This is a genomic window from Halalkalibacter kiskunsagensis (genome assembly GCF_037027555.1).
GTDB classification, from domain to species: domain Bacteria; phylum Bacillota; class Bacilli; order Bacillales; family Bacillaceae_D; genus Halalkalibacter; species Halalkalibacter kiskunsagensis.
This window is the reverse complement of sequence record NZ_JAXBLX010000018.1, coordinates 1-25,288: the sequence shown is the minus strand read 5'-3', so window position 1 is coordinate 25,288 and position 25,288 is coordinate 1. Positions and strand designations below refer to the sequence as shown.

General features: G+C 37.5%; 23 protein-coding genes. 18 read left to right on the top strand and 5 right to left on the bottom strand.

Features of this window, described 5'->3' with window-relative positions; translation table 11 throughout:
- Positions 1 to 10: 10 nt before the first annotated feature.
- Positions 11 to 799, bottom strand: a complete 789-nt coding sequence (locus SLH51_RS12055) for a GNAT family N-acetyltransferase (RefSeq protein WP_335961515.1) — start codon at positions 797 to 799, stop codon at positions 11 to 13.
- A 186-nt stretch (positions 800 to 985) separates the two neighbouring features.
- Here SLH51_RS12055 and SLH51_RS12050 point away from each other — a divergent pair, with 186 nt between their 5' ends.
- Both SLH51_RS12050 and SLH51_RS12045 read left to right on the top strand, forming a co-directional pair.
- The gene (locus SLH51_RS12050; RefSeq protein ID WP_335961514.1) at positions 986 to 1,492 is read left to right on the top strand and encodes a ferritin; all 507 of its coding nucleotides are present in this window, start codon (positions 986 to 988) and stop codon (positions 1,490 to 1,492) included.
- A gap of 104 nt (positions 1,493 to 1,596) precedes the next feature.
- Complete coding sequence (locus SLH51_RS12045; RefSeq protein ID WP_335961513.1) at positions 1,597 to 2,205, top strand: DUF3298 and DUF4163 domain-containing protein; 609 nt, start codon at positions 1,597 to 1,599, stop codon at positions 2,203 to 2,205.
- Positions 2,206 to 2,437: 232 nt separating this feature from the next.
- Here SLH51_RS12045 and SLH51_RS12040 read toward each other — a convergent pair whose 3' ends face one another.
- On the bottom strand, positions 2,438 to 2,878 hold the full coding sequence (locus tag SLH51_RS12040) for a Dps family protein (protein WP_335961512.1): 441 nt from the start codon (positions 2,876 to 2,878) through the stop codon (positions 2,438 to 2,440).
- 75 nt (positions 2,879 to 2,953) lie between these two features.
- Positions 2,954 to 3,625 carry a B3/B4 domain-containing protein gene (locus SLH51_RS12035; RefSeq protein WP_335961511.1) on the bottom strand — a complete coding sequence of 224 codons (672 nt, stop codon included), beginning with the start codon at positions 3,623 to 3,625 and terminating at the stop codon, positions 2,954 to 2,956.
- A 77-nt stretch (positions 3,626 to 3,702) separates the two neighbouring features.
- Between SLH51_RS12035 and queG the strand changes: the two genes are divergently transcribed.
- The 5 genes from queG (at position 3,703) to SLH51_RS12010 (ending at position 8,013) form a co-directional block, all read left to right on the top strand.
- On the top strand, positions 3,703 to 4,842 hold the full coding sequence (gene queG, locus SLH51_RS12030; RefSeq protein WP_335961510.1) for a tRNA epoxyqueuosine(34) reductase QueG: 1,140 nt from the start codon (positions 3,703 to 3,705) through the stop codon (positions 4,840 to 4,842).
- A 70-nt stretch (positions 4,843 to 4,912) separates the two neighbouring features.
- Positions 4,913 to 5,443 (top strand): methylated-DNA--[protein]-cysteine S-methyltransferase, encoded by a 531-nt coding sequence (locus SLH51_RS12025; protein ID WP_335961509.1) that lies wholly within the window; start codon positions 4,913 to 4,915, stop codon positions 5,441 to 5,443.
- Between the two features lie 124 nt (positions 5,444 to 5,567).
- A complete protein-coding gene (locus SLH51_RS12020; RefSeq protein ID WP_335961508.1) occupies positions 5,568 to 6,449 on the top strand; it encodes an amidase domain-containing protein in 882 nt (293 codons plus the stop codon).
- Between the two features lie 209 nt (positions 6,450 to 6,658).
- Positions 6,659 to 7,132 carry a tRNA (uridine(34)/cytosine(34)/5-carboxymethylaminomethyluridine(34)-2'-O)-methyltransferase TrmL gene (gene trmL / locus SLH51_RS12015; RefSeq protein ID WP_335961507.1) on the top strand — a complete coding sequence of 158 codons (474 nt, stop codon included), beginning with the start codon at positions 6,659 to 6,661 and terminating at the stop codon, positions 7,130 to 7,132.
- Between the two features lie 323 nt (positions 7,133 to 7,455).
- Entirely contained in the window at positions 7,456 to 8,013 is a 558-nt protein-coding gene (locus SLH51_RS12010; protein WP_335961506.1) for a DUF5366 family protein, read from the top strand.
- A gap of 273 nt (positions 8,014 to 8,286) precedes the next feature.
- Here SLH51_RS12010 and SLH51_RS12005 read toward each other — a convergent pair whose 3' ends face one another.
- Positions 8,287 to 10,146 carry a transglycosylase domain-containing protein gene (locus SLH51_RS12005; protein ID WP_335961505.1) on the bottom strand — a complete coding sequence of 620 codons (1,860 nt, stop codon included), beginning with the start codon at positions 10,144 to 10,146 and terminating at the stop codon, positions 8,287 to 8,289.
- Positions 10,147 to 10,482: 336 nt separating this feature from the next.
- On the opposite strand from SLH51_RS12005, the gene SLH51_RS12000 reads away from it, so the two are divergent.
- The 11 genes from SLH51_RS12000 (at position 10,483) to SLH51_RS11950 (ending at position 23,524) form a co-directional block, all read left to right on the top strand.
- Entirely contained in the window at positions 10,483 to 12,378 is a 1,896-nt protein-coding gene (locus SLH51_RS12000) for a PrkA family serine protein kinase (protein ID WP_335961504.1), read from the top strand.
- Positions 12,379 to 12,509: 131 nt separating this feature from the next.
- A complete protein-coding gene (gene lepB / locus SLH51_RS11995; protein ID WP_335961503.1) occupies positions 12,510 to 13,046 on the top strand; it encodes a signal peptidase I in 537 nt (178 codons plus the stop codon).
- A gap of 471 nt (positions 13,047 to 13,517) precedes the next feature.
- Positions 13,518 to 14,690, top strand: a complete 1,173-nt coding sequence (gene yhbH, locus SLH51_RS11990) for a sporulation protein YhbH (protein WP_335961502.1) — start codon at positions 13,518 to 13,520, stop codon at positions 14,688 to 14,690.
- A gap of 376 nt (positions 14,691 to 15,066) precedes the next feature.
- Complete coding sequence (locus SLH51_RS11985) at positions 15,067 to 16,062, top strand: Gfo/Idh/MocA family protein (RefSeq protein WP_335961501.1); 996 nt, start codon at positions 15,067 to 15,069, stop codon at positions 16,060 to 16,062.
- A gap of 303 nt (positions 16,063 to 16,365) precedes the next feature.
- Positions 16,366 to 17,910, top strand: a complete 1,545-nt coding sequence (gene pruA, locus SLH51_RS11980) for an L-glutamate gamma-semialdehyde dehydrogenase (protein WP_335961500.1) — start codon at positions 16,366 to 16,368, stop codon at positions 17,908 to 17,910.
- Between the two features lie 45 nt (positions 17,911 to 17,955).
- Positions 17,956 to 18,906: a proline dehydrogenase family protein gene (locus SLH51_RS11975; RefSeq protein WP_335961499.1), complete on the top strand. Its 951-nt coding sequence runs from the start codon at positions 17,956 to 17,958 to the stop codon at positions 18,904 to 18,906.
- A gap of 212 nt (positions 18,907 to 19,118) precedes the next feature.
- Entirely contained in the window at positions 19,119 to 20,024 is a 906-nt protein-coding gene (rocF, locus tag SLH51_RS11970; protein ID WP_335961498.1) for an arginase, read from the top strand.
- A 58-nt stretch (positions 20,025 to 20,082) separates the two neighbouring features.
- Positions 20,083 to 21,462 (top strand): YjiH family protein, encoded by a 1,380-nt coding sequence (locus tag SLH51_RS11965; RefSeq protein ID WP_335961497.1) that lies wholly within the window; start codon positions 20,083 to 20,085, stop codon positions 21,460 to 21,462.
- A 241-nt stretch (positions 21,463 to 21,703) separates the two neighbouring features.
- On the top strand, positions 21,704 to 22,900 hold the full coding sequence (locus tag SLH51_RS11960; RefSeq protein WP_335961496.1) for an ornithine--oxo-acid transaminase: 1,197 nt from the start codon (positions 21,704 to 21,706) through the stop codon (positions 22,898 to 22,900).
- Positions 22,901 to 23,048: 148 nt separating this feature from the next.
- Positions 23,049 to 23,240 carry a hypothetical protein gene (locus SLH51_RS11955; protein WP_335961495.1) on the top strand — a complete coding sequence of 64 codons (192 nt, stop codon included), beginning with the start codon at positions 23,049 to 23,051 and terminating at the stop codon, positions 23,238 to 23,240.
- Positions 23,183 to 23,524, top strand: a complete 342-nt coding sequence (locus SLH51_RS11950) for an ABC transporter substrate-binding protein (protein ID WP_335961573.1) — start codon at positions 23,183 to 23,185, stop codon at positions 23,522 to 23,524. The genes SLH51_RS11955 and SLH51_RS11950 overlap by 58 nt, the downstream gene beginning before the upstream one ends.
- Before the next feature lie 254 nt (positions 23,525 to 23,778).
- Here SLH51_RS11950 and SLH51_RS11945 read toward each other — a convergent pair whose 3' ends face one another.
- Positions 23,779 to 24,960, bottom strand: a complete 1,182-nt coding sequence (locus SLH51_RS11945; RefSeq protein ID WP_335961494.1) for a DUF418 domain-containing protein — start codon at positions 24,958 to 24,960, stop codon at positions 23,779 to 23,781.
- Between the last annotated feature and the right edge of the window lie 328 nt (positions 24,961 to 25,288).

The window sequence follows — 25,288 nt, the reverse complement described above, 5'->3', positions numbered from 1 at the left end:
ACATTCACTATTACTTGATCATTGTCATTGTCCACATGGCCATATCTTCAAATCCCAAACGTTTATAAATTCTCCCTGCTTTTGGGTTATCGTAAAAAAGGCATAAGCTTTTCCCTTCGCCGAGTAAGTCTTGAGAAAGTTTGTGTAAACATTGAGTTGCAAACCCTCTATTTTTATAAGTATCAAGTGTACATACGCCAACGACCATAGCGGAGTATTGATTCTCAGCTGTAGTAGAAACGGCTGAAACAATTTTCTCGTTGTCTTCGATAAAATACGTTCTTGATACACCTTTTTCCATATTACGTATTCGTTCATTAGCGGAGGACGGCCGATCAAATTCATCAATTTGGTTGTATAAATCAGTTATTCGATAGCAATCTTCTATGCTTGCTTGTTTTACTAAGGATGTAGAAACCGATTGCAATTTAGCCGTTGATTCACACTTTGCATAGTATAGTTTTCTCGATCTGTATAATGGAATTTGCACAAAGGGAATGATGGCAGATGTAATGTGGTCGAGACCAGAGAGCATAATTGCTTTTCGACTATTGGAAAAAGTAAGTGCAAAGCCTTCAGCATCAAATTCTCCAGAGCTATAAGCGATAAAATTACCTTCATAATTAAGAAGAATAGCCCGGAGTTTATTTTGATCATCAAAGTCTCCCCACACCTCTTGAAAGTCCTCTTCAAAGCCAAATGTTTCAATATCACTAATAATAAATAAATTTTCAGCTGGACGTTCTTTTACTAATTTCATACAACTTATATAGTCATCTGCATTTAGCCGTCTTATCATCGTAATCCCTCCAAATATTCCATAATCCTATCACGAGCAGAGTGAAAAAAATGTCGAATTTTGTAGAGGGATTCGGAGAAAACGAAATAATCTCTAGAAATCGTACAAAGAATAGAAATTGTTATTTCAAGACATCGTAAATAAGGGAATGCTATAATGTGGATGTACAGAAAGTGAGGGGTTTCTATGGTTAAAGAAAAATTGTTACGCGCGTTAAATGAGCAAATGAATTTTGAATTTTATGCAGCTCATTCTTATTTGGCAATGGCTGCTTATTGTTCTGCGGAAAGTTTAGATGGATTTGCTAATTTTTTTCTCGTTCAAGCAGAAGAAGAACGATTTCATGCAATGAAGTTCTATAACTTTATTAATGCACTTGGCGAAAGAGCAACAATCAAGTCTTTATGCGAGCCGAATAACTCGTTCACTTCAGTTCTAAATGCATTTGAAAAAGCGTTGGAACAAGAGAAAGAAGTTACGAAGAGGATCTATCATTTATCAGATTTAGCGTTAGATGATCGTGAACATGCAACGATGTCTTTCTTAAAATGGTTCATTGAAGAACAAGTTGAAGAAGAAGACCTGTTTGATAGCATCATTCAAAAGCTAAAACGGATTGAAAATGACAGCAATGCATTCTTTATGTTAGATGAGGAATTTGCAAAAAGAAGCTTTACTCCAGAAGGAGAATAAGAAGAAGTGGATGGGACGTGTATACGTTACATCCGCTTTTTTTAATGCTTTAAACTTATTAGTGAGTGTTGTGCATATACATCTTGATGAGAGGAGGTTTAAAGATGAATACAATACAATTGCCAGTTGGTATTATCCCACGTCATATTGTTCAACCTCGGTTAGATGTATATTATCCAGAATTGACAAGGCTAGAAAATAGTAATATTGAACAGCACTTAAATGCACGGATTATGTTGCAAGTAAACACAATGATTCGAAAACAAGGGTATGAGGAAAATCCGCAGACGACGATAACAGGTGGCTTTGAAATAAAAAATAATCAGAGGGATATAGTAAGTTTAACCAATAGCCATTATTCTTTCTCAGGCGGGGCTCATGGAACGACTATCTTACGTTCTTTAACAATGGATGTGAACACAGGTCAAGTTTATTCATTAAAGAAATTGTTTAAACCAAATAGTGATTATCAAAAACGTCTTAATGAACTAATAAGAGTGCAAATTAAATCAAGGGATATGCCTTTAATAGCCGATTTTACAGGGATAGCACCAAATCAATATTACTATATTGCAGATAAAGCCCTTATCATTTATTTTCAATTGTACGAATTACTTCCTTACGTTTATGGATTTCCTTATTTTGTGATATCTGTATATGATGTTCAAGATATCGTTTTAGAGGATGGACCACTTGGTAGAATGATCTCGTAAAAGAAAATCACCAACGATTCGTATTTTTTGATGAGGAAGTTGCGGACGTTTACGGAAGCCTGCAGGGTTTATTTGAGGGCAAGTAAGAGAGCTTAAGGAATTTCAGAGAGGTAGTTTCATTCTCAAAGGGGATACGCCGCGCGCATCTTCTGAGGAACCCACTCAGAAGATGCTGAAAACAAAGCGGCGGATTGCACATTGTTTCTAAGAATAGGACCGCAAGCCGATTTTTTTATTTAAGAAATGAACGTAACATCCAGTTGTGCTTCTCTAAAGATTGATGAATAGCAAGTAACATGTCAGCCGTTGTTTCATCACCTAGTGCATCAGCAGCTTCCATTCCTTCTTTTAATTCATCAATTAGAATAGTGAAATCTTCAACAAGTTCACCTACCATTGATTCTGCATCTTGATTGCCACTTGCTTCTTGTATAGTAGCTGTTTCAAGAAATTCTTTCATCGTCGCAACAGGGTGACCTTTTAATGCAAGAAGGCGTTCTGCTAATTCGTCAATATGTATTGCAGCCTCATTATACAACTCTTCAAACTTATCATGAAGTGTGAAAAATGCTGGCCCTTTGACATACCAATGATAGTTGTGTAACTTTGTAAACAATACACTCCAGTTGGCAATTTGCTTATTTAGTATTATGGATACTTTTTCTTGACTCATCTGATAATGACCTCCTTCAAATATCTTCACTTTACTATTTCCCATTTCACCAATATTATAAACCAAATTTTTCATCTAAGAAGTGACAACATTATGGATAAAATTCCCACCGTGAATTTGTGTAAACATCGTACCAGCTGCATGGATTAGCTCATTTGCTTCATCTTTATTAATAGAGGGACAAAGGTAAAAAAAGTGGAGAGCTGATGTTGTATCAGTTGTTACTTTAGATCTGGTGGAATCGACAATTGGACTGCCAAAGGCTCCTTGATCGTCTGCACTCACTAATTTACCGCACATATCATTTTCTCGTCCATTTACCCCTTCATAGGACTCATTTTCTTGACCAAGTCTGAAAGTAACATCTCCAGTTATAGGAGCTAAATCATAAATGCCTAAAGGGATGACATACTCCAATGAAAAAAACGTGTTTAAGTCAACCGCTGAATGGACAAGTGGCAGAGGTTGTCCTTTTTTTATGCGGCGAAACAGAGCCTCATGTGATGGACGGTATCTTCCAGGATTCATTTGCAACAATTTAAATGTTTGACGCCATTCCAAAATCCCTTTATAATCAGTCACTTCTCTTGATTCTAACTCAACTTTTAATGTTTCTTGAAAAAATTGTAATCTGCCTTTTAACATTTGAGGTGAGTCACTGATCACGATATTATGGTAGTGGATAACACCAATTTTAAATGTAGGTACACGAGATGAAATGGATTCATCTATTAATACATTGACCATAGTTTTCCCTCCCTGCTATATTTTGTCATTTTATTGTAGCACATAAGTAGGAAAATGAAGAAGAAAGGTGATCGACCATGACACTTGCCCAATTAAAAGATGAGCTCATTGCATACAGTAAAACAATAGGAGTCGATAAAATTGGTTTTGCATCAGCAGACCCATTTTTACAATTAAAAGATCGTCTTCTTACTCAACAAGAACTAGGGTTTCAGTCTGGATTCGAGGAGCCTGATATAGAGAAACGAGTACAACCAGAGAAGTTGTTACAAGGAGCGAGGACAATTATATCAATTGCTCTTGCATATCCATCCAAGATGGCAAGTCCCCCAAAAAACACCCGCGAAGATCGGAGAGGGATTTTCTGCCGAGCATCATGGGGAAGGGATTATCATGATGTTTTGCGAGAGCGCCTTAAGAAGTTAGAGCAATTTTTACAAGAGAGAGTACCAGAAGCTAGAACGATTTCAATGGTCGATACTGGAGAACTGTCAGATCGGGCTGTAGCTGAACGGGCAGGGATAGGTTGGAGTGGGAAAAATTGTGCGATTATTACACCCGAATTTGGAAGTTATGTTTACTTAGGAGAACTAGTAACAACTATTTCTTTTGAACCAGATAGTCCATTAACTGAACAATGTGGAACGTGTAATAAATGTGTTGACGCTTGTCCGACAGGAGCTTTAATTCAAGGAGGACAATTAGACTCATCAAAATGTATCGCATTCTTAACGCAGACAAAGGATTTTCTACCGGAACAGTATCGAAAAAAGCTAGGAAATCGATTATATGGTTGTGATACGTGTCAACAAGTTTGCCCCGAAAACAAAGGAAAAGATCATCATCTTCATCCAGAAATGGAGCCTGATCCCGAAATTGCAAAACCTAAATTAATTCCACTTTTAACAATGAGCAATCGTGAATTTAAAGAACGGTTTGGCCATGTATCGGGTTCTTGGCGAGGGAAAAAACCGATTCAGCGTAATGCGATTGTTGCATTGGCACACTTTAAAGATCAAAAGGCACTACAAGAGTTAATAACCCTGCTAAAGAAAGATCCACGACCAGTGATTAGAGGGACTGCGGCTTGGGCGATTGGAGTAATTGGGAGTAAAGAAGAGAAAAACCTGTTGATTCAAATGAAAAATACCGAAACAGACACGAAAGTTCTACGAGAGATCGAAATAGGGCTGGATTTACTAAAAAACAAGGACTAAGAAATGAGCGAATCTTGTTTCTGTCATGTAAGATAAGGAAAAGATTGGACAATCGGAAGGAAGGGATTATATGACAACGCAATTAACTCATTATGTCGATGAAATGAATAGTCCCCTAGGCACTCTTACCGTCGTTGCAACTGAAAAAGGCGTTTGTCACATTCATTTTGGAGAATTAACTAAGTGTATGGCTTCATTAAAAGCTTGGTTAAAAAAACAAGGACGAAAAGGTGAAGTGATTCGCTGTAAAGATACGTTGCAGCCTATTTGTAAACAGTTAGAAGATTATTTTTCTGGTGAAAGAAGTACGTTTGATATTCCTCTTGATTTATGTGGAACTGAGTTTCAGAAAAAAGTGTGGAATACGTTGAAAGAGATTGAATATGGAGAAACAAAATCATATAAAGAAATAGCTCAAAAGATAGGAGCACCAAAGGCAGTTAGAGCAATTGGTGGAGCCAATAACCAAAACCCAATTCCAATCATTATCCCTTGCCATCGTGTAATTGGAAGCAATGGCAGTATGGTAGGATATGGTGGAGGATTAGATAAGAAAGAGATTTTGCTAAGTTTAGAAGGTGCAATTGAAAAAATATCGTAGGAATAAAGAAGGGTGTGTCAAAAGGGGGGGATTTCCGCTTTTGACACACCCTTTTTCTTGTTGTCATCTTGTCATGAAACAAGCTATGTAGCATAAGTTGATAGAGGAGAAAGGAGAATGCGGAATGAGAGAAAAGGTAATAACATCCTTGCATCAACTTATCGAAAGAAGAAACAGGCAATTTATCCAGGAGGTAAGAGGGGAGGAACCTATCGATTCTATCGTTGAAAAGAAAGTAAACATGCATAAAGCTAGAGGAGCTGAAATTGTCCGTTCATTTGTAGAAGGAGATGTTGTTCGTACCTCCACATTTGAGAACCAGCAGTATATTGATTACAGGCAGCGAACTGAATTTTTAATTCGCATAAAAGATCAATTTTATATTGAAGAGGAACTAGAGAGCAGAAGAGCAGTTTTTGTCAATGAAGAGCTGGTTAATGATATGAAATGTGAGCCGAAAGAGGTAGAACGTGAGGCTGTAATGGAAGGAAACATAAATACGATAGACAATAGCAGAGAAATACGTTCGTACAATAGGAGAGAAGCAGTTCGTTATGCAGAAAGGTGGTGGGATGATTATAATCCAGCTTACCGAAAATTTACAAATAACTGTACAAATTTTATCTCGCAATGTTTGCATGCTGGTGGAGCATCTATGACAGGGCATCCCAACCGTTCAAAAGGTTGGTGGTTCCGTTCTGATAATTGGAGTTTTAGCTGGTCAGTTGCCAACGCGATGCGTTGGTATTTGAGTGGTGCACAAAGTGGCTTACGGGGGGAGGAAAAGGAACATGCATCAGACCTTGAGCCTGGTGATGTGATTTGCTATGACTTTGATGGTGATGGTACGTGGCAACATACAACGATTGTCGTGGCCAAAGATGCAAACAATGAACCACTTGTGAATGCCCAAACAGCTAATAGTCGAATGCGTTATTGGAAGTACGAGGATTCAACGGCATATACTCCAAATATTAAATATAAATTTTTCCACATTGTTGTATAAAATTTTTGTGTCGGGGATGGTAATGATAGCCAAAAAAAGTCGGCAATGACTCCGTTCGCTACTCGCCTTGAGAGAAGAACCCCACGTCTCTCAAGGCTTTTAAAAGATGTAGCGACTCCGCTCCTTGCAAAGGGGTTGTTTCTTCTTTTAAAAGTAGGTGGTATAATGATTTTTGTCGTAGAATTAATTAGAAATAGAGGTGTATGCACGTGGGGTTACATATCGTGCTTTATCAGCCAGAAATTCCAGCTAATACAGGCAATATTGCTAGAACATGTGCTGGAACCAACACAACGCTACATTTAATTCGTCCGCTCGGTTTTTCAACAGATGATAAAATGCTAAAACGAGCTGGTTGCGATTACTGGCCAAGTGTTGCTATTCGGTATTATGACTCAATCGAAGAGTTATTTGAAACGTATAGCGAAGGTGCTTTTTACTTTATAGAAACTGTCGGGACGAAAAACTATAGTGATTTTGATTACTCTAACAATGAAATCGATCATTTCTTTGTTTTTGGTAGGGAAACAACAGGCTTGCCACAAGAAATTATTGAAAAAAATGTAGAGAAATGTTTCCGAATTCCACAAACGGATAAGATTCGTTCACTCAATTTATCAAATACGGCTGCAATAGTGATCTATGAAGCAATCCGTCAACAAGGGTTTCCGAATTTAACTTAAAAGGTTGTCCACTAGGAAAACCTTTTGGGGCAATCTTGAAAAAGTGGAGAAAAAAATCGACCACCTCCAAAGAGAATGGTCGATTTTTAAGTAGTAAAGAGGTTCTTACTTAGTTCTTGTGTGGATTGTCTTCGTAACCTGCCGTGAAAATAGCAACAAAGAAAACAATACTAACACCAAGGATGAGCAAAGTACCCATATTTATTCCTCCTTGTAAAAGCAATAACTTCATTATAAAACAAACTTAGTAAGAAAGAAATGAAAGTTACGTGAATGTAGCAAGAAATAAAACGTTATCAATAAAAAGATAGGAGACGTTTAAGTTGTCAAATCGGTATATTACAAGTCATTTTCCGCTTATATCAATATTATTGTTCAGTCTTGCTTTTGCTATTTTTGTTCAAGGCTTTATTCTTGGGGAATTAGTCGACTTAGGTATTTACAGTGGAATGAGAGAGTTTATTTCCGAGAGTGGTATTAAGCTAACATTGCTATTTTTATTGCTATTATTTTTCTTTATGGTATTCTCAGCATTGAAGTTAATAGCTGATACTACGATCGAATTGTCTATGCTCTTTTTCTCAAAAGATGAAGAAGGAAATGAATTAAATAAAGTTAGAATGGGAACTTGGATTTATTTAGCCGCCAGTGTCCTAGCAATTCTTTTGGCTCAATATTTGTTAGTAATCATAGCTCTATTTGTCATCGCGAGTTTAAGTTATTTCGTATTTCTTGTTTATAAAGTAAGTTCCACCTTTAGCCTTGCTGGATTAGTTGGCTTTATTGTCTTTCAGGTTGTTTTTTGGAGTGCATTTCTGTTAGCAATTGTCCTTGCCCTTGTTAAACTTTACAACAGTTTTATGGCAAGCTTGCCGATATAAAATAAAGGCTGTTTTCAGTTCGCTCTAAGCAACGTGCGGAGCCATTGCTACTTCCCTGAATAACTATCAAGAGGTTTTTCAGTGGCCTCTTTTCATACTTTGTTGTTTTTTAGTTACTTTTCCTTAACGTGTCCGCTCCATTCCACTATAGTACTGGAAATTCAATAACAACAATCCTTGCGAAAATAGCCGAAATTAAAGACCAGGACCCACTTTAGTGATGGTGGGTTCTGGTCTTTTTTGAGGTTGTAGAACAGGCGGCACAGCCGTCTTTTATCTCATCAATTCTTGCCAAATGAGTAAATGCGGTGCTTTGTCATTGAGGTGCTCAATACTTGCTTGCTTATCTTTTCCTACCCATACACCAGTTGTATACTCATCTGTCAGTCCAACAAACCACAAATCATAATAATTGTTCGTTGTACCTGTTTTTCCACCTGAATAGGACGCTGGTACTTGAGCTCTTCTAGCTGTACCGCTTTTTAACACTTCAGATAAAAGTGATCGCATTTTGTCATTCGTTTCTTTACTCCATACGTCAACAGAATTAAGTTCCCAGCTATAGAGAATCGTTCCATCTTGATCAGTCACGCTGCGAATCCCATAAGAGGGATGATAAGTTCCATCATTCGCAAAAGTTGTATAAGCACTTGTTAGTTCTAGTGGAGTCACTCCATAGGTTAATCCGCCAAGGGCTGAAGGCAAACGATAATCTCTTTGATCCAACGATGAAAAACCGAATTTTTCTACATATTGGAATGCTGTATCCACACCCACTTGATCCAACATGCTGACTGCAGGAGTGTTATATGAATGCTTCAACGCTGTTGTTAAAGAAACCATTCCATATTGACTCCCACCATAGTTGCGAGGACAATATTCACCAAAACAAACATTGTCAGCATTGATCGAACTTTGGGTCGAAACATTAAATGTGTCAAGATAAGGGGCGTAAACGAGCAATGGTTTAATTGCTGATCCGGGTTGTCTGGGGTTTTGAAAGCCCCTATGAAAATCAAACTTCTTATGATTCTTCCCACCCGTTATAGCTACGATTTCATTGTTGTTATGATCGATCATGACCGCTGATGCTTGTACATCAGAGTCAGGCACTTGTCTGTGAATCGCTTTAACCGCCAAATTTTGCAAGAAAGGATCAAGAGAGGTTTCAATATGGATTCCAGAAGCCAGTAATTGGCGCACTCTCTCCTGTAAAGCTTGCTCAATGCTTGTTCTTTCCGCATCTGATGTAGCTTGAAGCATCTTTTCTTTATATCCTTCCGCTTCGGCTACTAATTCTTTAAATTCTTGATGGATATACGTCACATAATCAGGATATAAATCCGTTTTCTGTTTCACGTTCAAAACAATCGGTTCTTCAAGCGCTTCCTCAAATTGCTCTTCTGTTACGTAGGATGCTTCGAACATTTTTGTTAAGATCCATTCTTGCCTTAGCTTTGTTTGCTCACTGTTATTTATAGGATCGTAGTGAGATGGGTTGTTTGGAACCGCACTTAAAAAAGCTGCTTCAGCAATCGTCAGTCTTTCACTTGGTTTATTAAAATAGTACCGACTCGCTGCCTCAATTCCATACAATCCGTTATTAAAGTAAATGGTATTTATATAGAGTTCAATGATTTCTTCTTTTGTATAGTTTTTTTCAAGCTCATGAGCGTATAATAGTTCACTTACTTTTCGGTTATACGTTTGATCATGAGTTAAAAAAAGATTTCGTGCTAGCTGTTGTGTTAATGTACTTCCACCTTCTTCAATGCCATCTTGACGAGCATTTTGTAAAAGCGCACGTCCAATACCAATGGCATCATAGCCCTTATGTTCAAAAAAACGTTGGTCTTCTGTGGCGATAAAAGCATCAATAATAACAGAAGGAATTTCTTCATATGGTAAATAAATACGATTAGCGTCTCTAAAAACTTCGCTAACTACATCCCCGTTTCGGTCGTAAATCAGACTATTCTTTGAGATAACAATTTCCTCTAAGTTAGCACGTTCATTTAAAACATCTGAGATCGTCTTAACTTCTTGCACCTCAGCTGTGACATTAAATAATAAGAATGAAAATGCAATAAAGATAATAAGAATGAAAATCCAACCAGTACTTAATCTTAACATAGGTACACACTCATTTCAGTTTATTCATTTTTATTGTACCACCAAATTTGTTTTTGTGGTGTTGGAAACAGTAGGGAGGTGAAATCGGATAGAGACTAAAGAGTGTTGGGAAAAATGGTTAAAATTATCAAAATAGTAAAGAGGGGCACTATTAGTAATTAGGAATCAAAATTTTAATATTTGCTATGCTCGATGCTAATAGACTGTTAGAAAAGGAAAAAATACTTTTCGTAACAAATTCTGAAAGAAGAAATTCAAATCGGATGCATGTTCACCTAATTTTTCGCATATGGTTTACTAATCTCGCTCTTGAACACGAGGATGGAGGTACAGTAAATGACGATACTAAAAAAAATCGAAAATTTCAGAGAAGAAGAGGAACGATTGAAGTGGGAAGGAACTTTTGCTGACTATTTGGAACTGTTGAAAGAGAAACCTTGGGTTGCACAAACCGCTCACTCCCGTGTTTATAATATGATTAAAGATGCTGGCGTGGAGGAAGCGAATGGGAAAAAGGAATACTCCTTTTTTAAGGACCAACTGTATGGAGTAGAAGAATCACTTGAAAAACTGGTAGAGGAATATTTTCACTCAGCTGCCAAAAGACTTGATGTTAGAAAACGAATCTTGCTTTTAATGGGTCCTGTTAGTGGGGGGAAATCAACTCTTGTTACAATGTTAAAGAGGGGATTAGAACAATACTCTAAAACGGATAATGGGGCTGTTTTTGCTATTAAAGGTTGTCCAATGCATGAGGACCCACTTCATTTAATTCCGAATCATTTACGTAAGGATTTCCAAGACGAGTATGGTATCAAAATTGAAGGCAATTTATCGCCGTTAAACATGATGCGTGTCGAAGAAGAGTATGGTGGACGGATTGAAGATGTTTTAGTTGAAAGGATTTTCTTCTCAGAAGATAAGCGTACTGGGATTGGAACATTTAGTCCATCTGATCCAAAGTCTCAAGATATCGCTGACTTAACAGGTAGTATTGATTTCTCTACGATTGCTGAATATGGTTCTGAGTCTGATCCACGAGCCTATCGTTTTGATGGAGAATTAAACAAAGCCAACCGAGGAATGATGGAGTTCCAGGAAATGCTAAAATGTGATGAGAAGTTTCTATGGCATTTGCTTTCTCTTACGCAAGAGGGGAACTTTAAAGCTGGTAGATTTGCTTTAATTAGTGCGGATGAGCTCATAGTAGCTCATACAAATGAATCCGAGTATAAGTCATTTATCTCCAATAAAAAGAATGAAGCTTTGCACTCTCGTATTATTGTGATGAAAGTTCCATACAACTTAAAGGTGAGTGAAGAAGAGAGAATCTATAAGAAAATGATTCAAGACAGTGATCTTTCACATGTGCATATTGCACCACATGCCCTAAAAGTGGCAGCGATCTTCACCATTTTAACTCGCTTGAAAGAGCCTGCAAAACAGGGAGTAGACCTCTTAAAGAAAATGCGTCTATATGATGGAGAAAGTGTAGAAGGATTCAACACTCAAGATCTAGAAGAATTAAAGAACGAAGATCCAGATGAGGGTATGAGCGGAATTGATCCGCGTTACGTCATTAATCGTATATCGTCGGCTATTATTCGTAAACAATTAACGTCTATTAATGCACTTGATGTCCTGCGTTCGATTAAAGAAGGGTTAAGCGAACATGCTTCAATTTCAAAAGAAGATCGTGAACGTTACTTGGACTTTATTTCGGTTGCCCGAAAAGAATATGATTCTATCGCAAAGAAAGAAGTACAGAAAGCGTTTGTCTATTCTTATGATGAATCTGCCAAGACGTTAATGGATAATTATCTTGATAATGTCGAGGCATATTGTAACAAAAATAAGCTTCGTGATCCTCTAACTGGTGAAGAGATGACACCAGATGAAAAGTTAATGCGTTCAATTGAAGAGCAAATAGGGATTTCAGAAAACGCTAAAAAAGCGTTCCGTGAAGAGATTTTAATTCGAATTTCTGCTTATGCACGTAAAGGAAAGAAATTTGATTATAATTCTCATGAGCGCTTGCGCGAAGCAATTCAGAAAAAGTTATTTGCTGATTTGAAGGATATTGTAAAAATTACTACTTCCACAAAAACGCCTGATGAGTCGCAACTTAAGAAAGTTAATGACGTTATTGCTAGGTTAATAGACGAACATGGATATAATTCAGTATCTGCGAATGAACTTCTTCGTTATGTAGGAAGTCTCTTAAACAGATAAAATGCATTGCAGCCTCGCATAGAAAGCGAGGCTGCTTTTTTTGGGGATAGTAACAACTTTCTAACCTTTCTTACTTGTGGTCATGACAAATCTTTGGTAAATTGAAGAAAACGTTAGCCGGAGGAAAAAATGTGGAAACAAAAAACGATGAGTGGGTGGAATGGGGAAAGGCATTTATAATAGCTATTATTTTTGCAATCTTAATTCGTACGTTTTTATTTACAAGCTATGAAGTCCAAGGTGAGTCAATGACACCAAGTGTTTATGATGGTGAACGTTTTATCGTCAACAAAATTGGCTATGGCTTTTCAGAACCAGACCGATTTGATTTAGTTGTGTTTCATGCAAATGAGGAAGAAGACTATATAAAAAGAGTAATTGGTCTTCCCGGAGATGTTGTATTTTATCAGGATGATATATTGTACATAAATGATAGAGCTGTTGAAGAACCGTTTTTAAAACAAAAAGTGGCTGATCACAAGTGGGGATTATACACAAATGACTTTAGCATTCCAGAAGCTGTCCCACTAGGACATGTGTTTGTCCTAGGTGATAACCGCCCAAATAGTTTAGACAGTCGTCGTCTTGGTTTTATTTCTAATGAGCAAATAGTAGGGAAAGTAGATTGGCGATTCTGGCCAATTCAAGAAGTCGGTATCATCCGTTAGAAAAACATGTGACGTATGAAAGGGATTTGTCTATGAGTAGTCAGAAAATAGAGTTCTGTATGGCTAACACTCGATTTCGTACTAGCAAGAGGAAATCTTTATTTGATATTACTCGTCATAAAATGTTACAGTCTTTTTATTTGTGACATGTTATTTTCAGATTGAAGTTTCAGGAGAATTTATTAAGATGTAATACCATTGATATAGCGATTTTTTAAATTAAGGTGAGCGAATGATTGCTCGCTTTTTTTGCTTGTCCACTTTTAAAAAAGCAAGATTTGTCAGAATTTATTAGCAACTCTCCTCCCTGTCTGCATAGGATAAAGTAAGCCATTTTTATTTGAGGCTAAAAAATCAATACATGACTCGAGACCATAGTATGCAAAGTTCTTCGAATGTGTGAAAAACGATGAGTTTTTACTTTTAGTAAATGTGAATGATGCGATAACAATACAAAGGGAGGGGAATCACATGACGAAAAACAATCAACGTCAATTTGTCGTGTCACAAGAAAACTGGTCTCTTCACCGAAAAGGTTATCAAGACCAGAGACGCCACCAGGAAAAAGTCCAAGAAGCAATAAAAAAGAATTTACCTGATCTTGTAAGTGAAGAAAATATTGTCATGTCAAACGGTCGAGATGTGATTCGTATTCCGATCCGTTCTCTAGATGAATACAAAATCCGCTATAACTATGATAAAAATAAACATGTTGGTCAAGGAGATGGGGAGAGTAAGGTTGGGGATGTTGTAGCAAGAGACCCCAATGCGCAGAAACAACAAGGACCTGGGAAAGGAAAAGGCCCCGGTGATCAAGCTGGTGAGGATTATTCGGAAGCCGAAGTATCCATTATGGAATTACAGGAGATGCTTTTCTCAGAGTTAGAGTTACCTAATCTCCAAAAGAAAGAAGAAGATGAAATACTGATTGAAGACATTGATTTTAATGACATTCGAAAAAAAGGGCTAATGGGGAATATCGACAAACGAAGAACGATCCTTTCAGCAATAAAAAGAAATGCACTAGAAGGTCGACCAGGGTTAATCCCAATCTATAACGATGATCTTCGTTTTAAAACATGGAATGAAGTAACGAAGCCAGAATCAAAAGCAGTTGTGATTGCAATGATGGATACAAGTGGATCGATGGGCAGATGGGAAAAATATATGGCGCGCAGTTTCTTCTTTTGGATGACTCGCTTCTTACGTACAAAATATGAGACAGTGGACATTGAATTTATTGCTCATCATACGGAAGCAAAAGTTGTCTCGGAAGAAGACTTCTTTTCAAAAGGAGAAAGCGGTGGAACCATTTGTTCATCAGCGTACCGAAAAGCTCTTGAAGTGATCGAAGGAAAATATGATCCTAAACGTTACAATATTTATCCATTCCATTTCTCTGATGGGGATAATCTTACATCCGATAATGCACGTTGTCTAAAACTAGTAGAGAAACTTATGGATGTTTCGAGTATGTTTGGTTATGGCGAAGTGAATCAATACAGCCGCCACTCCACTCTTATGAGTGCTTATAAAAACATTGATGATATTCGCTTTCGCCACCATATTTTAAAAGAAAAAGGCGACGTGTATCATGCGATGAAGACATTTTTTAAGAAAGAAGAAGAGGAAGCGATGGCGTAAGGATAAGTACTCTGTAGTTTCTTTTTAGGATAACCTCAAGGTGATAGCCTTGGAGTTATCCTCTTTTGTGCTACTTTTTTACTTATACAAGACTAAAATATGATGACCATTTGAGAATGACTAATTGTGAGCTATATTCAATCAACCACGATATTAAAACAACTTAGTAAATGAAATGCTATAATAAAAGGAATTAGAATACTTCGAGGTGAAACGTTTGCAGGTGAAAAATAGGGTCAAGCCCTGAACTTAATGGTCAGTTGAAAGATAATTGAGTTGCGTATTCAAACTGAACAAAATGTAGGAACTACTATGACGATTATGTTACCTATTAAAAATGAAGAAAAAGCACCAGAAATAGTTGGAGGGATCTAGAATGATACGTTTTGCAATTATCGGAACAAATTGGATTACAGAAAGCTTTATTGAAGCTGCTAGGAAGGTAGAAGAATTTTCATTAACAGCCGTCTACTCGAGAACAGAAAAGCAAGCCAAGGATTTTGCAGAAAAATATAATGTCGATCATACATTTACCAATTTAGAAGACATGGCTAAAAGCAAAGAGTTCGATGCCGTTTATATTGCGAGTCCTAATTCGTTACATGCAAATCAAGCAATACTTATGATGGAAAATGGCAAGCACGTTCTTTGTGAAAAACCATTGGCATCAAATACACTAGAAGTAGAAGCAATGGTTAGATGTGCAAGAGAAAATCATGTTTTGTTAATGGAAGCTCTAAAAACAACCTTCCTTCCTAACTTTAAAACGATCCAAGATCACCTACATAAAATTGGCAAAGTTCGACGCTACTTTGCGAGTTATTGTCAATATTCATCTAGATATGATCGCTATAAAAAAGGGGAGGTCTTAAACGCTTTTGACCCACGTTTTTCAAATGGTTCCTTAATGGATATAGGTATTTATGCTGTTCATCCACTAGTTGTTTTGTTTGGTGAACCGAATAATATAACAGGACGTTGTTACAAGCTAGACACTGGTGTAGATGGCGAAGGAAGCTTGATCTTACAATATGAAGAGATGGATGCCGTTATTATGTATTCTAAAATTACCAATTCGTACGTTCCTTCTGAAATCCAAGGGGAAAATGGTAGCATTCTAATTGATAAAATTCATACTCCTGAAAAAGTAGAAATCAGGTATAAAGATGGCACGGTAGAAGATATTAGCCAATCTCAAGAGAGTAATTCTATGTATTATGAAGTAAAGGAATTTATTACATTACTAACTAATAATCAATTTGAATCATCAATTAATTCGTATAAAAGATCATTAACTACAGCGACTATTCTTGAGCAAGCTCGAAAAGAAATGGGCATCAGCTATCCGGCAGATGCAGGCAAGAAGTTATAATATAGTATGAAAGTTTCGCATATATAATAGTAATGCATTTAATTAAGGTGACGTAAAACAGGGTCTGATTTGACTAGTTTCTAACAATATATGGAGGTCGATTTATTACACGCCATAAATTGTACGCTAGCAGTCAGACCTTTTTTTCTTTTTGACACTTCATCACAAAGTATGTCCTTTAGATTGGAGAATGTGACATTTGCACAGGCCGTAGTGTAACCAAATCCTGCTTATTTCTAAGCCTATAATTATGTTCCTTTACTAAAAGCGTAGTTTATTTCGAATGAAAAGGAGTCGATTGGTATGGCAGTCCCTTACAAACATGAACCCTTTACAGATTTCAGTTTTGAGGAAAATGTTCAAGAATTTAAGAAAGCATTAAATCAAGTGAAAAAAGAGTTAGGCAAAGAATACGATTTAGTAATCGGCGGGAAAAAAGTTACAACCGAAGAAAAAATTATCTCCGTTAATCCAGCGAACATATCTGAGGTAGTTGGAACCGTTTCTAAGGCAAGCAAAGACTTAGCTGAAAAAGCAATGCAGGTGGCAGATAAAACGTTTCAAACATGGAAGAAGTGGGATCCTGAGGTTCGTGCAGAAATATTATTTAAAGCAGCGGCAATTGTGAGACGCCGTAAACATGAGTTTTCAGCTTATCTTGTTTATGAAGCAGGAAAGCCATGGAATGAAGCTGATGCAGACACTGCTGAAGCTATTGACTTCTTAGAATATTATGGTCGACAAATGATTGAACTCGCAAAAGGATATCCAGTTGAAAGCAGGAAAATCGAGAACAATCGTCTTTCCTATATTCCTCTTGGAGTAGGTGTTGTCATTTCTCCTTGGAACTTTGCGTTTGCAATTATGGCTGGGATGACATCAGCGGCACTTGTAGCAGGAAATACAGTTCTTTTAAAACCGGCAAGTACAACACCTGTAGTTGCAGCAAAGTTTATTGAGGTATTAGAAGAAGCGGGGCTTCCAGCCGGAGTAGTTAATTTCATCCCAGGTAGCGGCAGTGAAGTAGGAGACTATTTAGTGGATCATCCTAAAACACGCTTTATTAGTTTCACAGGGTCAAAAGAGGTAGGCATACGAATTTATGAAAGAGCCGCTAAAGTCCAGGAAGGACAAATTTGGTTGAAGCGAGTCGTAGCTGAAATGGGAGGAAAAGATACAATTGTCGTCGACAATCAAGCTGACCTTGACTTAGCAGCTGAGTCTATTGTGAAATCTGCATTTGGTTTTTCAGGTCAAAAATGTTCAGCATGTTCCAGAGCGGTTATTCATGAAGATGTATATGATGATGTGTTAGAAAAAGCGATTAAGCTAACGAAAAAGCTAACGGTAGGTGACCCTATAGAAAATACGTCTATGGGGCCGGTAAATGATCAGGCTGCTTTTGATAAAGTGATGAGCTACATTGATATTGGCAAGGAGGAAGGCATGTTAGTTACAGGTGGGAAGGGAGATAATTCAAAAGGCTATTTCATCGAACCAACAATTTTTTCAGGGGTCGATGCACATGCCAGGTTAATGCAAGAAGAGATCTTTGGCCCTGTTGTAGCGTTTTGTAAGGCGAAAACATTTGATCACGCTTTAGAGATAGCTAATAATACAGATTATGGCTTAACAGGAGCGGTGATCACCAATAATCGTGCCCATATCGAAAAAGCAAAACAGGAATTTTATGTTGGCAACCTTTATTTTAATCGCGGGTGCACGGGTGCCATTGTCGGATACCATCCTTTTGGAGGCTTTAATATGTCAGGGACCGACTCAAAAGCAGGCGGGCCTGATTACTTACTTCTGTTTACACAGGCTAAATTACTATCAGAGCAGCTATAAGAGGTTGTTTAAAAAGGGTAATATTTCTTTTTTTAACTACTGACAATGTATAGGTCAAAGGTACAAGGGGGGTCTGTTGTGTTAGTTGAAACGTTATCAAAAAACTTCTTTCTCTATTTATCAAAGAATAAGGTATTGAACAAAAGTGCAAAAAGATGGGGACTAAAGTTAGGTGCAGCGCAAGTGGTGGCCGGGGTGTCTGTTGCTAGTGTAGTGAAAGTGGTGAAAGCGCTTAATGAAAAAGGGTTAGTTTGCACAGTCGATCATTTAGGAGAATTCGTATTAAATAGAGAGGAAGCTATTGAATCTACTAATATATGCATTGAAACTTTAGAGGCAATCGCCACAACAGGTGTAAATTGCAATTTATCTCTAAAGTTAACCCAGCTTGGACTTGATATCGATCGAAAATTATGTGTGGAGAATATACTTCGAATTTTAGAGGTCGCAAAAAAGAATCATAATTTTATCAGAATTGATATGGAAGATTATGCACATTATCATCAAACGTTAGAAATTTTTAGAGAGCTTAGAAGAAAATATAACAATGTTGGTACTGTAATTCAAGCCTATTTGCACTGTGCACAAAAAGATTTAGAAAGTTTGAAAGGGATTCCGCTGCGTCTTGTGAAAGGAGCATATAAAGAAGCCCCTGAAGTAGCTTATCAAAAAAAAGAACAAATTGATGAGAACTATATGAAACTTATAAAGCAGCACTTGCTAACGGGTAGTTATACGGCAATAGCAAGTCATGATCACGAAATCATTGCTAAAGTAAAGAGGTTTTGCATTGAACAACAAATTCCCAAATCTCAATTCGAATTCCAAATGCTTTATGGCTTCCGTACAGATATGCAGGAACGGATTGCAAAAGAAGGTTATACAATGAGGGTTTATGTCCCTTTTGGTAATGATTGGTATGGATACTTTATGCGAAGATTAGCAGAGAGACCGCAGAATGTATCGTTTGCGCTAAAGGGTTTCTTTTCAAAATAAGACAAAGAAAGTCGTAACCAAAGATGGTACGGCTTTTTCAAAACGGGAAATAGGTACAAGAATCGTCATTTAAACATAACGAAACTGTATAAGCAAGCTAATGAGATGACTCATTAAAAAGAGATAAAATGAAGGCTGATCTTTCGTTAACGGATCTGAATATAATGAAATAATTATTGAGATAACCACTAATGAAAGGGGTTATATTTATTATGGGGGAGCGTAAACAAATTTCCGTCGTAGGCGTACCGATGGATTTAGGTCAAATTCGTCGAGGTGTAGATATGGGACCAAGTGCAATGAGGTATGCTGGTTTAATTGAAGAACTAAAAGGATTAGGGTTTAAAGTGAAAGATTACGGGGATTTAAAGATTAACCGTTTTTCAAGTGGAACAATTCGTGAACAAAACTTAAAAAATTTACACGAGATTATAAAAACAAGTGAAGAACTTTGCAGAGAATTAGATGAGATTCTATCAGAAGGAGGATTTCCTTTAGTATTGGGCGGCGATCACAGTATAGGGATAGGATCGATTGCAGGAATAAGTAAACATTATAAAGAGTTAGGTGTTATTTGGTACGATGCCCATGTAGATCTAAATACGGCTGAAACATCACCATCTGGAAACATTCATGGGATGTCTTTAGCAATAAATCTAGGTTTGGGCCACCCATTATTAACAGAAATAGGCGGATATGCGCCTAAAGTTAAACCAGAAAACATTGTGATTATTGGGGCAAGGTCGATTGATGAAGGGGAGCGCGAATTAATCAGCAAAAAAGGAATAAAAATCTTTACGATGCATGAAATCGATCGTAAGGGGATGACTCAAGTGATGGAGGAAACGATTCAATATCTCTCATCCCGTACCGATGGTGTTCACTTAAGTCTTGATTTAGATGCGATTGATCCAGTGGATGCACCTGGAGTTGGAACACCGGTACTTGGGGGAGTTACGTATCGTGAGAGTCATTTAGCAATGGAAATGCTAGCTGAAGCTGCGGTCATTACGTCAGCTGAGTTTGTTGAGGTGAATCCAATATTAGATAATAAAAATAAAACAGCTATTATCGCAACAGAATTAATCGCATCCTTACTTGGAAAAAAACTAATCTAACAATTGATGACGGAAACGTGTATAATATAATTTTTGCTGGTTAAGGAGGAGAATAATTTTGGCAATAGAAGATAGAGAAATAAGAAGAGAAGAAGTTCAGAGTCGATCTTTGGCTGACTATTTACGATTTATTCTTCCTTCATTACTTGGAATATTTATATTTATGGTTCCGTTAACGTACAAGGACGAGATCACGATTCCAGTTGCAATAATGGCAAAGGCAGTCGAAGGGTTGTTCATAGATGTTTTACCTATGATTGCGATGATTCTTATGTTGATCGTTGCAGCATTGTCTACTGTGGTTACACTAACAAAGCCTAATGCAATTTTAAAAAATGAGTTCATGAAAGGGTTGTTTCTCGTACATCCTGCATGGCTTATAGTTAGGTTACTCGGATTTACTTTGGCTATTGTTACATTATTAGAAGTAGGGCCCGAGTGGGTATTTTCAGAAGATACAGGTGGTTTAATGTTGTATGAGCTCATTCCACTTTTATTTTCAATCTTTTTATTTGCCGGGTTGTTTTTACCATTGCTATTAAACTTTGGGTTATTGGAGTTAGTCGGTGCATTATTAAACAAAATCATGAGACCAATCTTTACCCTTCCTGGCAGATCATCTATTGATTGCATGGCTTCGTGGATGGGGGATGGGACAATTGGTGTCTTATTAACAAACAAGCAATATGAAGAAGGATACTATACTAAACGTGAAGCAGCAGTGATCGGTACGACATTTTCTGTTGTTTCCATCACGTTTAGTATCGTCATTCTTACGTATATGAATTTAGAGCATTTATTTGTTCCTTATTATGTAACGATTGTAATTGCCGGCTTTATTGCTGCTATTATATGTCCTAGGATTCCTCCCCTATCACGTAAGGCTGATACGTATATAATAGAGAATCATAAGAAGAATGATGACATGTTAACAGTTCATATGAATTCGTTCCAAATAGGGATGAAAAAAGCTTTGCTGCGTGCAAATGAAAATAATGGACTACTTATCAATGCCAAAGGTGGAATGAAAAACGTCTTAGACATGTGGTTTGGAGTCCTACCGGTTGTCATGGCTTTTGGGACAGTTGCATTAATTATCGCAGAATATACTCCTGTATTCGCAGTGCTCGGAGCTCCGTTTGTTCCACTGTTGTCAATGATGCAGGTGCCTGAAGCTTCTTTTGCTGCCCAGACGATGGTTGTTGGATTTGCCGATATGTTATTGCCAGCAGTTATTGGAAGTGGGATAGAGAGTGAAATGACAAGGTTTATTATCGCTTGTGTATCTGTCACACAATTAATCTATATGTCAGAAGTGGGTGGACTGCTATTAGCATCAAAGCTGCCAGTTACATTCACAGATTTGATTATTATTTTTCTTGAACGAACACTTATTACTTTACCAGTGATTGTGTTGATTGCTCATCTTATCTTTTAAATATTAAAAAGATGTGTCCATAGAAGGTGAACCTTACCCTTTTGTGGACCAATTTTCAACATTTATGTAAACGCTTTAATGGTAGCGAGATTGCAAATATATTGTGATCCTATTGAATTATAGGTGAACATTCGTACTATTTTTGCATGTTATGAAAGAAAGAGTATGTATCTTGGGTGAGCGTTTTCGGATGTATAAGTAAAAGGCCGCTTGGCGGTTTTGAACGGGAGGAAGTGTTAGAATGGACACGAAAGCAATTATTGCAAAAACGGAGCAATATGGTGCAAAAAATTATCACCCGCTTCCAGTTGTCATTTCTGAAGCAAAAGGGGTCTGGGTAAGAGACCCTGAAGGAAATCGCTATTTAGACATGTTAAGCGCATATTCTGCAGTGAACCAAGGCCACTGTCATCCGAAAATTGTTGCTGCATTAAAAGAACAAGCCGACAAAGTAACCTTAACTTCTAGAGCTTTTCACAATGACAATCTGGCTCCATTTTACGAAAAAGTCTCTACACTCACGGGGAAAAACATGATTCTTCCAATGAATACAGGAGCGGAAGCAGTTGAAACAGCAGTTAAAGCAGCACGACGTTGGGCTTATGATTGTAAGGGCGTACCTGATAATCAATCTGAAATTATCGTATGTGAAGACAATTTTCATGGTCGAACCTTGACCGCCGTTTCTCTGTCTTCAAATGAGGAATATAAACGCGGGTTTGGTCCAATGTTACCGGGGGTTAAGTTGATTCCATATGGTGATATCACTGCATTAAAAGCAGCAATTACACCGAAGACAGCAGCATTTCTAGTTGAACCAATCCAGGGAGAAGCTGGTATAATTATTCCGCCAGAAGGGTTTCTTAGGGCAGCTTATGAGTTGTGTCAACAAGAAAAGATATTATTCATTGCGGATGAAATTCAAGTTGGATTAGGACGTACGGGGAAACTATTCGCTTGTGATTGGGAAAAGGTCAAACCTGATATGTATATTTTAGGGAAGGCATTGGGTGGAGGTGTGTTTCCGGTTTCAATTGTTGCTGCAGACAACGATATTCTTGGCGTATTTGAACCTGGTTCACACGGTTCAACATTTGGTGGAAATCCATTAGCGTGTGCGGTTGGAATCGCAGCCCTCGGTGTTATGGAAGAAGAAAAATTAGTAGAACGTTCTCTTGAATTAGGAACATATTTTATAAGTCAATTAAAAAAGATTGATAACCCGCTTATAAAAGAAGTAAGAGGACGAGGCTTGTTTATTGGAGTTGAGTTAAAAGTACCAGCTAGGTCATATTGTGAGAAATTAAAAGAAGAAGGATTGTTGTGTAAAGAAACACATCATCATGTGATTCGCTTTGCACCACCACTCGTGATCGAAAAGGTCGAATTGGACTGGGCAATTGAAAAAATTAAAACGGTTCTTCAACCACAGTCGTAATCGCTTACGGGTCTGATTGCGAAAATGCGGGTACATTATTTGAGTCAGATTTTGAAAAAATTTATGATCTTCAGCCAGATTTAATTATTATTTCAGGAAGAGCGGCAGATGCTTATGATGATCTAAGGGATATTGCACAACTTTATTTATGAGCATTGATGCAGAGGTTTTCGGGAAAGAAGATGTTGCCGAGCTGGAGTTGGCCGCAATTGATGATTCATTAACTTCATTACAAGAAAAAGCTACAGCAAGTGAAGCTGCTGGGTTGCTTATAATGGGGCAATTAGTGCTTATGGATCAGGGTCAAGATTTGGGATTCTTCATAATGAATTTGGAGTAACACCTGTAGATGAAACGATTGAAGTTTCTAGTCATGGACAAAATATCTCATTTGAATACATTGCAGAAAAAAATCCAGAATATTTATTTGTTGTTGACCGTGGGGCAATTGTTGGTGGCGAATCATCAGGGCAACAAACAGTAGAAAATGATTTAGTTAAAGGTACACAAGCTTTTGAAAATGGAAACATTGTTTATTTAGATCCAGTCTATTGGTATATTACCGGTGGTGGAATCACGTCAACAGCTGGAATGATTGCTGAAGTAGAAGCTGCCATTCAGTAAGGAAGTTACATGTAACGGTAACGGGGATGAACCTGTTACCGTTCTTTGTTGTAGATAGCACTAATCCGCGCTAAAAACTGTATTAAGAAGACCTTATTGCGCTATTTTTTTGAGTTGAATATTATAAAAGTCTCATTAAAGAAGTGAAAGTTTATGAGATTTTATTATGAGATTATCGTTGTTCATTTTACACCGTTCCATTTGTTAAGCGCCTGACAAGAAAACGAGTTAATGAGTTAGAGATACTTTTTCGTTTATCTCCGCAATTTAGGGATCGTTAAGTACGTTCCTGCACGCCAGAACCATTCAAATAACCCCATATGATAACGTTTAAGCCACCATCTACTTGCAATGGTTTGAAGGAAAAAGAAAACAAAAGCAAGAACCATTCCACCAAAGATCCCAATCCTGTTAAAAAGGCCAAACCCGTATCCATAAAATAAAGTAGTGAAGACAAGTGATTGCAGTAAATAGTTCGATAAAGATAAACGTCCTACATAAGCAAGTGGGTGAAGGCGTTTTAACCACTTGGGATTTGAAGCAAGAAGGGCAATACTAGAAGCATAAAACATCGCAACTAGTGGTCCTCCGATTGTTGTATGCAGCATTTCATATGCGTACGTATCATTAAACAAGAAGGCAATTTTACATGGAAAACCAACTAGTAACGTGATCCACCATATTCTTATAAAAAGTTTTCGATGCTTGCTTACATCTAGAAGCCACTTCTTGCGAGCAACAAAGGCTCCGAGTAAAAACATGCCAAGAACACTAACCATAGCTGTTACATTAAGAATGACATCACCGAGAATCCCTAATCCAAGTGGGTCAGCCATAAGACGAAAAGAAACAACCTCAAAATAACTCCCAGATGTCAGTACTTCTTTTTCTTCAAGCGAGTAATTCATTAGCTGATCTTCAAGTCCTGCTGTTGATTCATCCTCAGGACTTGCAATGGAAAGAGCCATTAGAAAAAGAAGAACAAAGGCCCAGATGAGCAACCCTCTTTCTTTTAACTTTAAAAAGAAGAACAGGATAAAGGCAGTAAGAGCATAGACAAATAAAATGTCGCCATCCCAAATAAAAGTACCATGAACCAAGCCGACAAAAAGCAAAATAAGTGTTCGGCGAACGTAAAGTGAGCTAAATGGCTTGTTCTGTTGCTCGAGACGTTCCTTTAAAAAGGCCATCCCATAGCCAAAAAGAAAAGAGAAAAGCGTATAAAAACTAGCTGTAGCAAAGGTACGAATAAACCCTTCTGCCATGTGATCTAGCCAACCTAAAGGATAATAATGATGAATGTCTGGGATGAGAAAAAGGCCATATTGAAAATGCAAACTATTAGCTAATAAAATACCAAGTAAAGCAAGACCCCTCATAAGATCAAGTGAGAGAATCCGGTTCTCCTCATTTAGAGGAGCTGAGCGCTTATTCATAGCTAACCTCCTAGCAATCTATTCTTTTACAATTGTAAGTGATTTCCAAATAAGTCACAAGACTATTTTGCAAAGGAACAAAGCGTTGTACTTGGAGGTCACTGAAAAACCCTTTGAAAGTTACTCAAGGAAGTGGCAATGGCTCCGCAGGTTGCGCGCCTTCTATGAGAAACCCACTCATAGAAGGCTTTAAAACAAGGCAACGGCTACGCTCATTGCTTCGAGGGCACTGAAAAAGATAAAAATCGATCTTGATGTGACCCCCTAAAGTTAGAGTTTTATATTAAGCAGCTAATTGGCTGGTATGGATACGGTATTGAACCGGACT

Coding starts and splice junctions, on each gene's coding strand:
- SLH51_RS12055 (WP_335961515.1), bottom strand. CDS start 799: ATGATAAGACGGCTAAATGCAGATGACTATATAAGTTGTATGAAATTA.
- SLH51_RS12050 (WP_335961514.1), top strand. CDS start 986: ATGGTTAAAGAAAAATTGTTACGCGCGTTAAATGAGCAAATGAATTTT.
- SLH51_RS12045 (WP_335961513.1), top strand. CDS start 1,597: ATGAATACAATACAATTGCCAGTTGGTATTATCCCACGTCATATTGTT.
- SLH51_RS12040 (WP_335961512.1), bottom strand. CDS start 2,878: ATGAGTCAAGAAAAAGTATCCATAATACTAAATAAGCAAATTGCCAAC.
- SLH51_RS12035 (WP_335961511.1), bottom strand. CDS start 3,625: ATGGTCAATGTATTAATAGATGAATCCATTTCATCTCGTGTACCTACA.
- queG (WP_335961510.1), top strand. CDS start 3,703: ATGACACTTGCCCAATTAAAAGATGAGCTCATTGCATACAGTAAAACA.
- SLH51_RS12025 (WP_335961509.1), top strand. CDS start 4,913: ATGACAACGCAATTAACTCATTATGTCGATGAAATGAATAGTCCCCTA.
- SLH51_RS12020 (WP_335961508.1), top strand. CDS start 5,568: ATGAGAGAAAAGGTAATAACATCCTTGCATCAACTTATCGAAAGAAGA.
- SLH51_RS12005 (WP_335961505.1), bottom strand. CDS start 10,146: ATGTTAAGATTAAGTACTGGTTGGATTTTCATTCTTATTATCTTTATT.
- SLH51_RS12000 (WP_335961504.1), top strand. CDS start 10,483: ATGACGATACTAAAAAAAATCGAAAATTTCAGAGAAGAAGAGGAACGA.
- yhbH (WP_335961502.1), top strand. CDS start 13,518: ATGACGAAAAACAATCAACGTCAATTTGTCGTGTCACAAGAAAACTGG.
- SLH51_RS11985 (WP_335961501.1), top strand. CDS start 15,067: ATGATACGTTTTGCAATTATCGGAACAAATTGGATTACAGAAAGCTTT.
- pruA (WP_335961500.1), top strand. CDS start 16,366: ATGGCAGTCCCTTACAAACATGAACCCTTTACAGATTTCAGTTTTGAG.
- SLH51_RS11975 (WP_335961499.1), top strand. CDS start 17,956: ATGTATAGGTCAAAGGTACAAGGGGGGTCTGTTGTGTTAGTTGAAACG.
- rocF (WP_335961498.1), top strand. CDS start 19,119: ATGGGGGAGCGTAAACAAATTTCCGTCGTAGGCGTACCGATGGATTTA.
- SLH51_RS11960 (WP_335961496.1), top strand. CDS start 21,704: ATGGACACGAAAGCAATTATTGCAAAAACGGAGCAATATGGTGCAAAA.
- SLH51_RS11955 (WP_335961495.1), top strand. CDS start 23,049: ATGAGCATTGATGCAGAGGTTTTCGGGAAAGAAGATGTTGCCGAGCTG.
- SLH51_RS11945 (WP_335961494.1), bottom strand. CDS start 24,960: ATGAATAAGCGCTCAGCTCCTCTAAATGAGGAGAACCGGATTCTCTCA.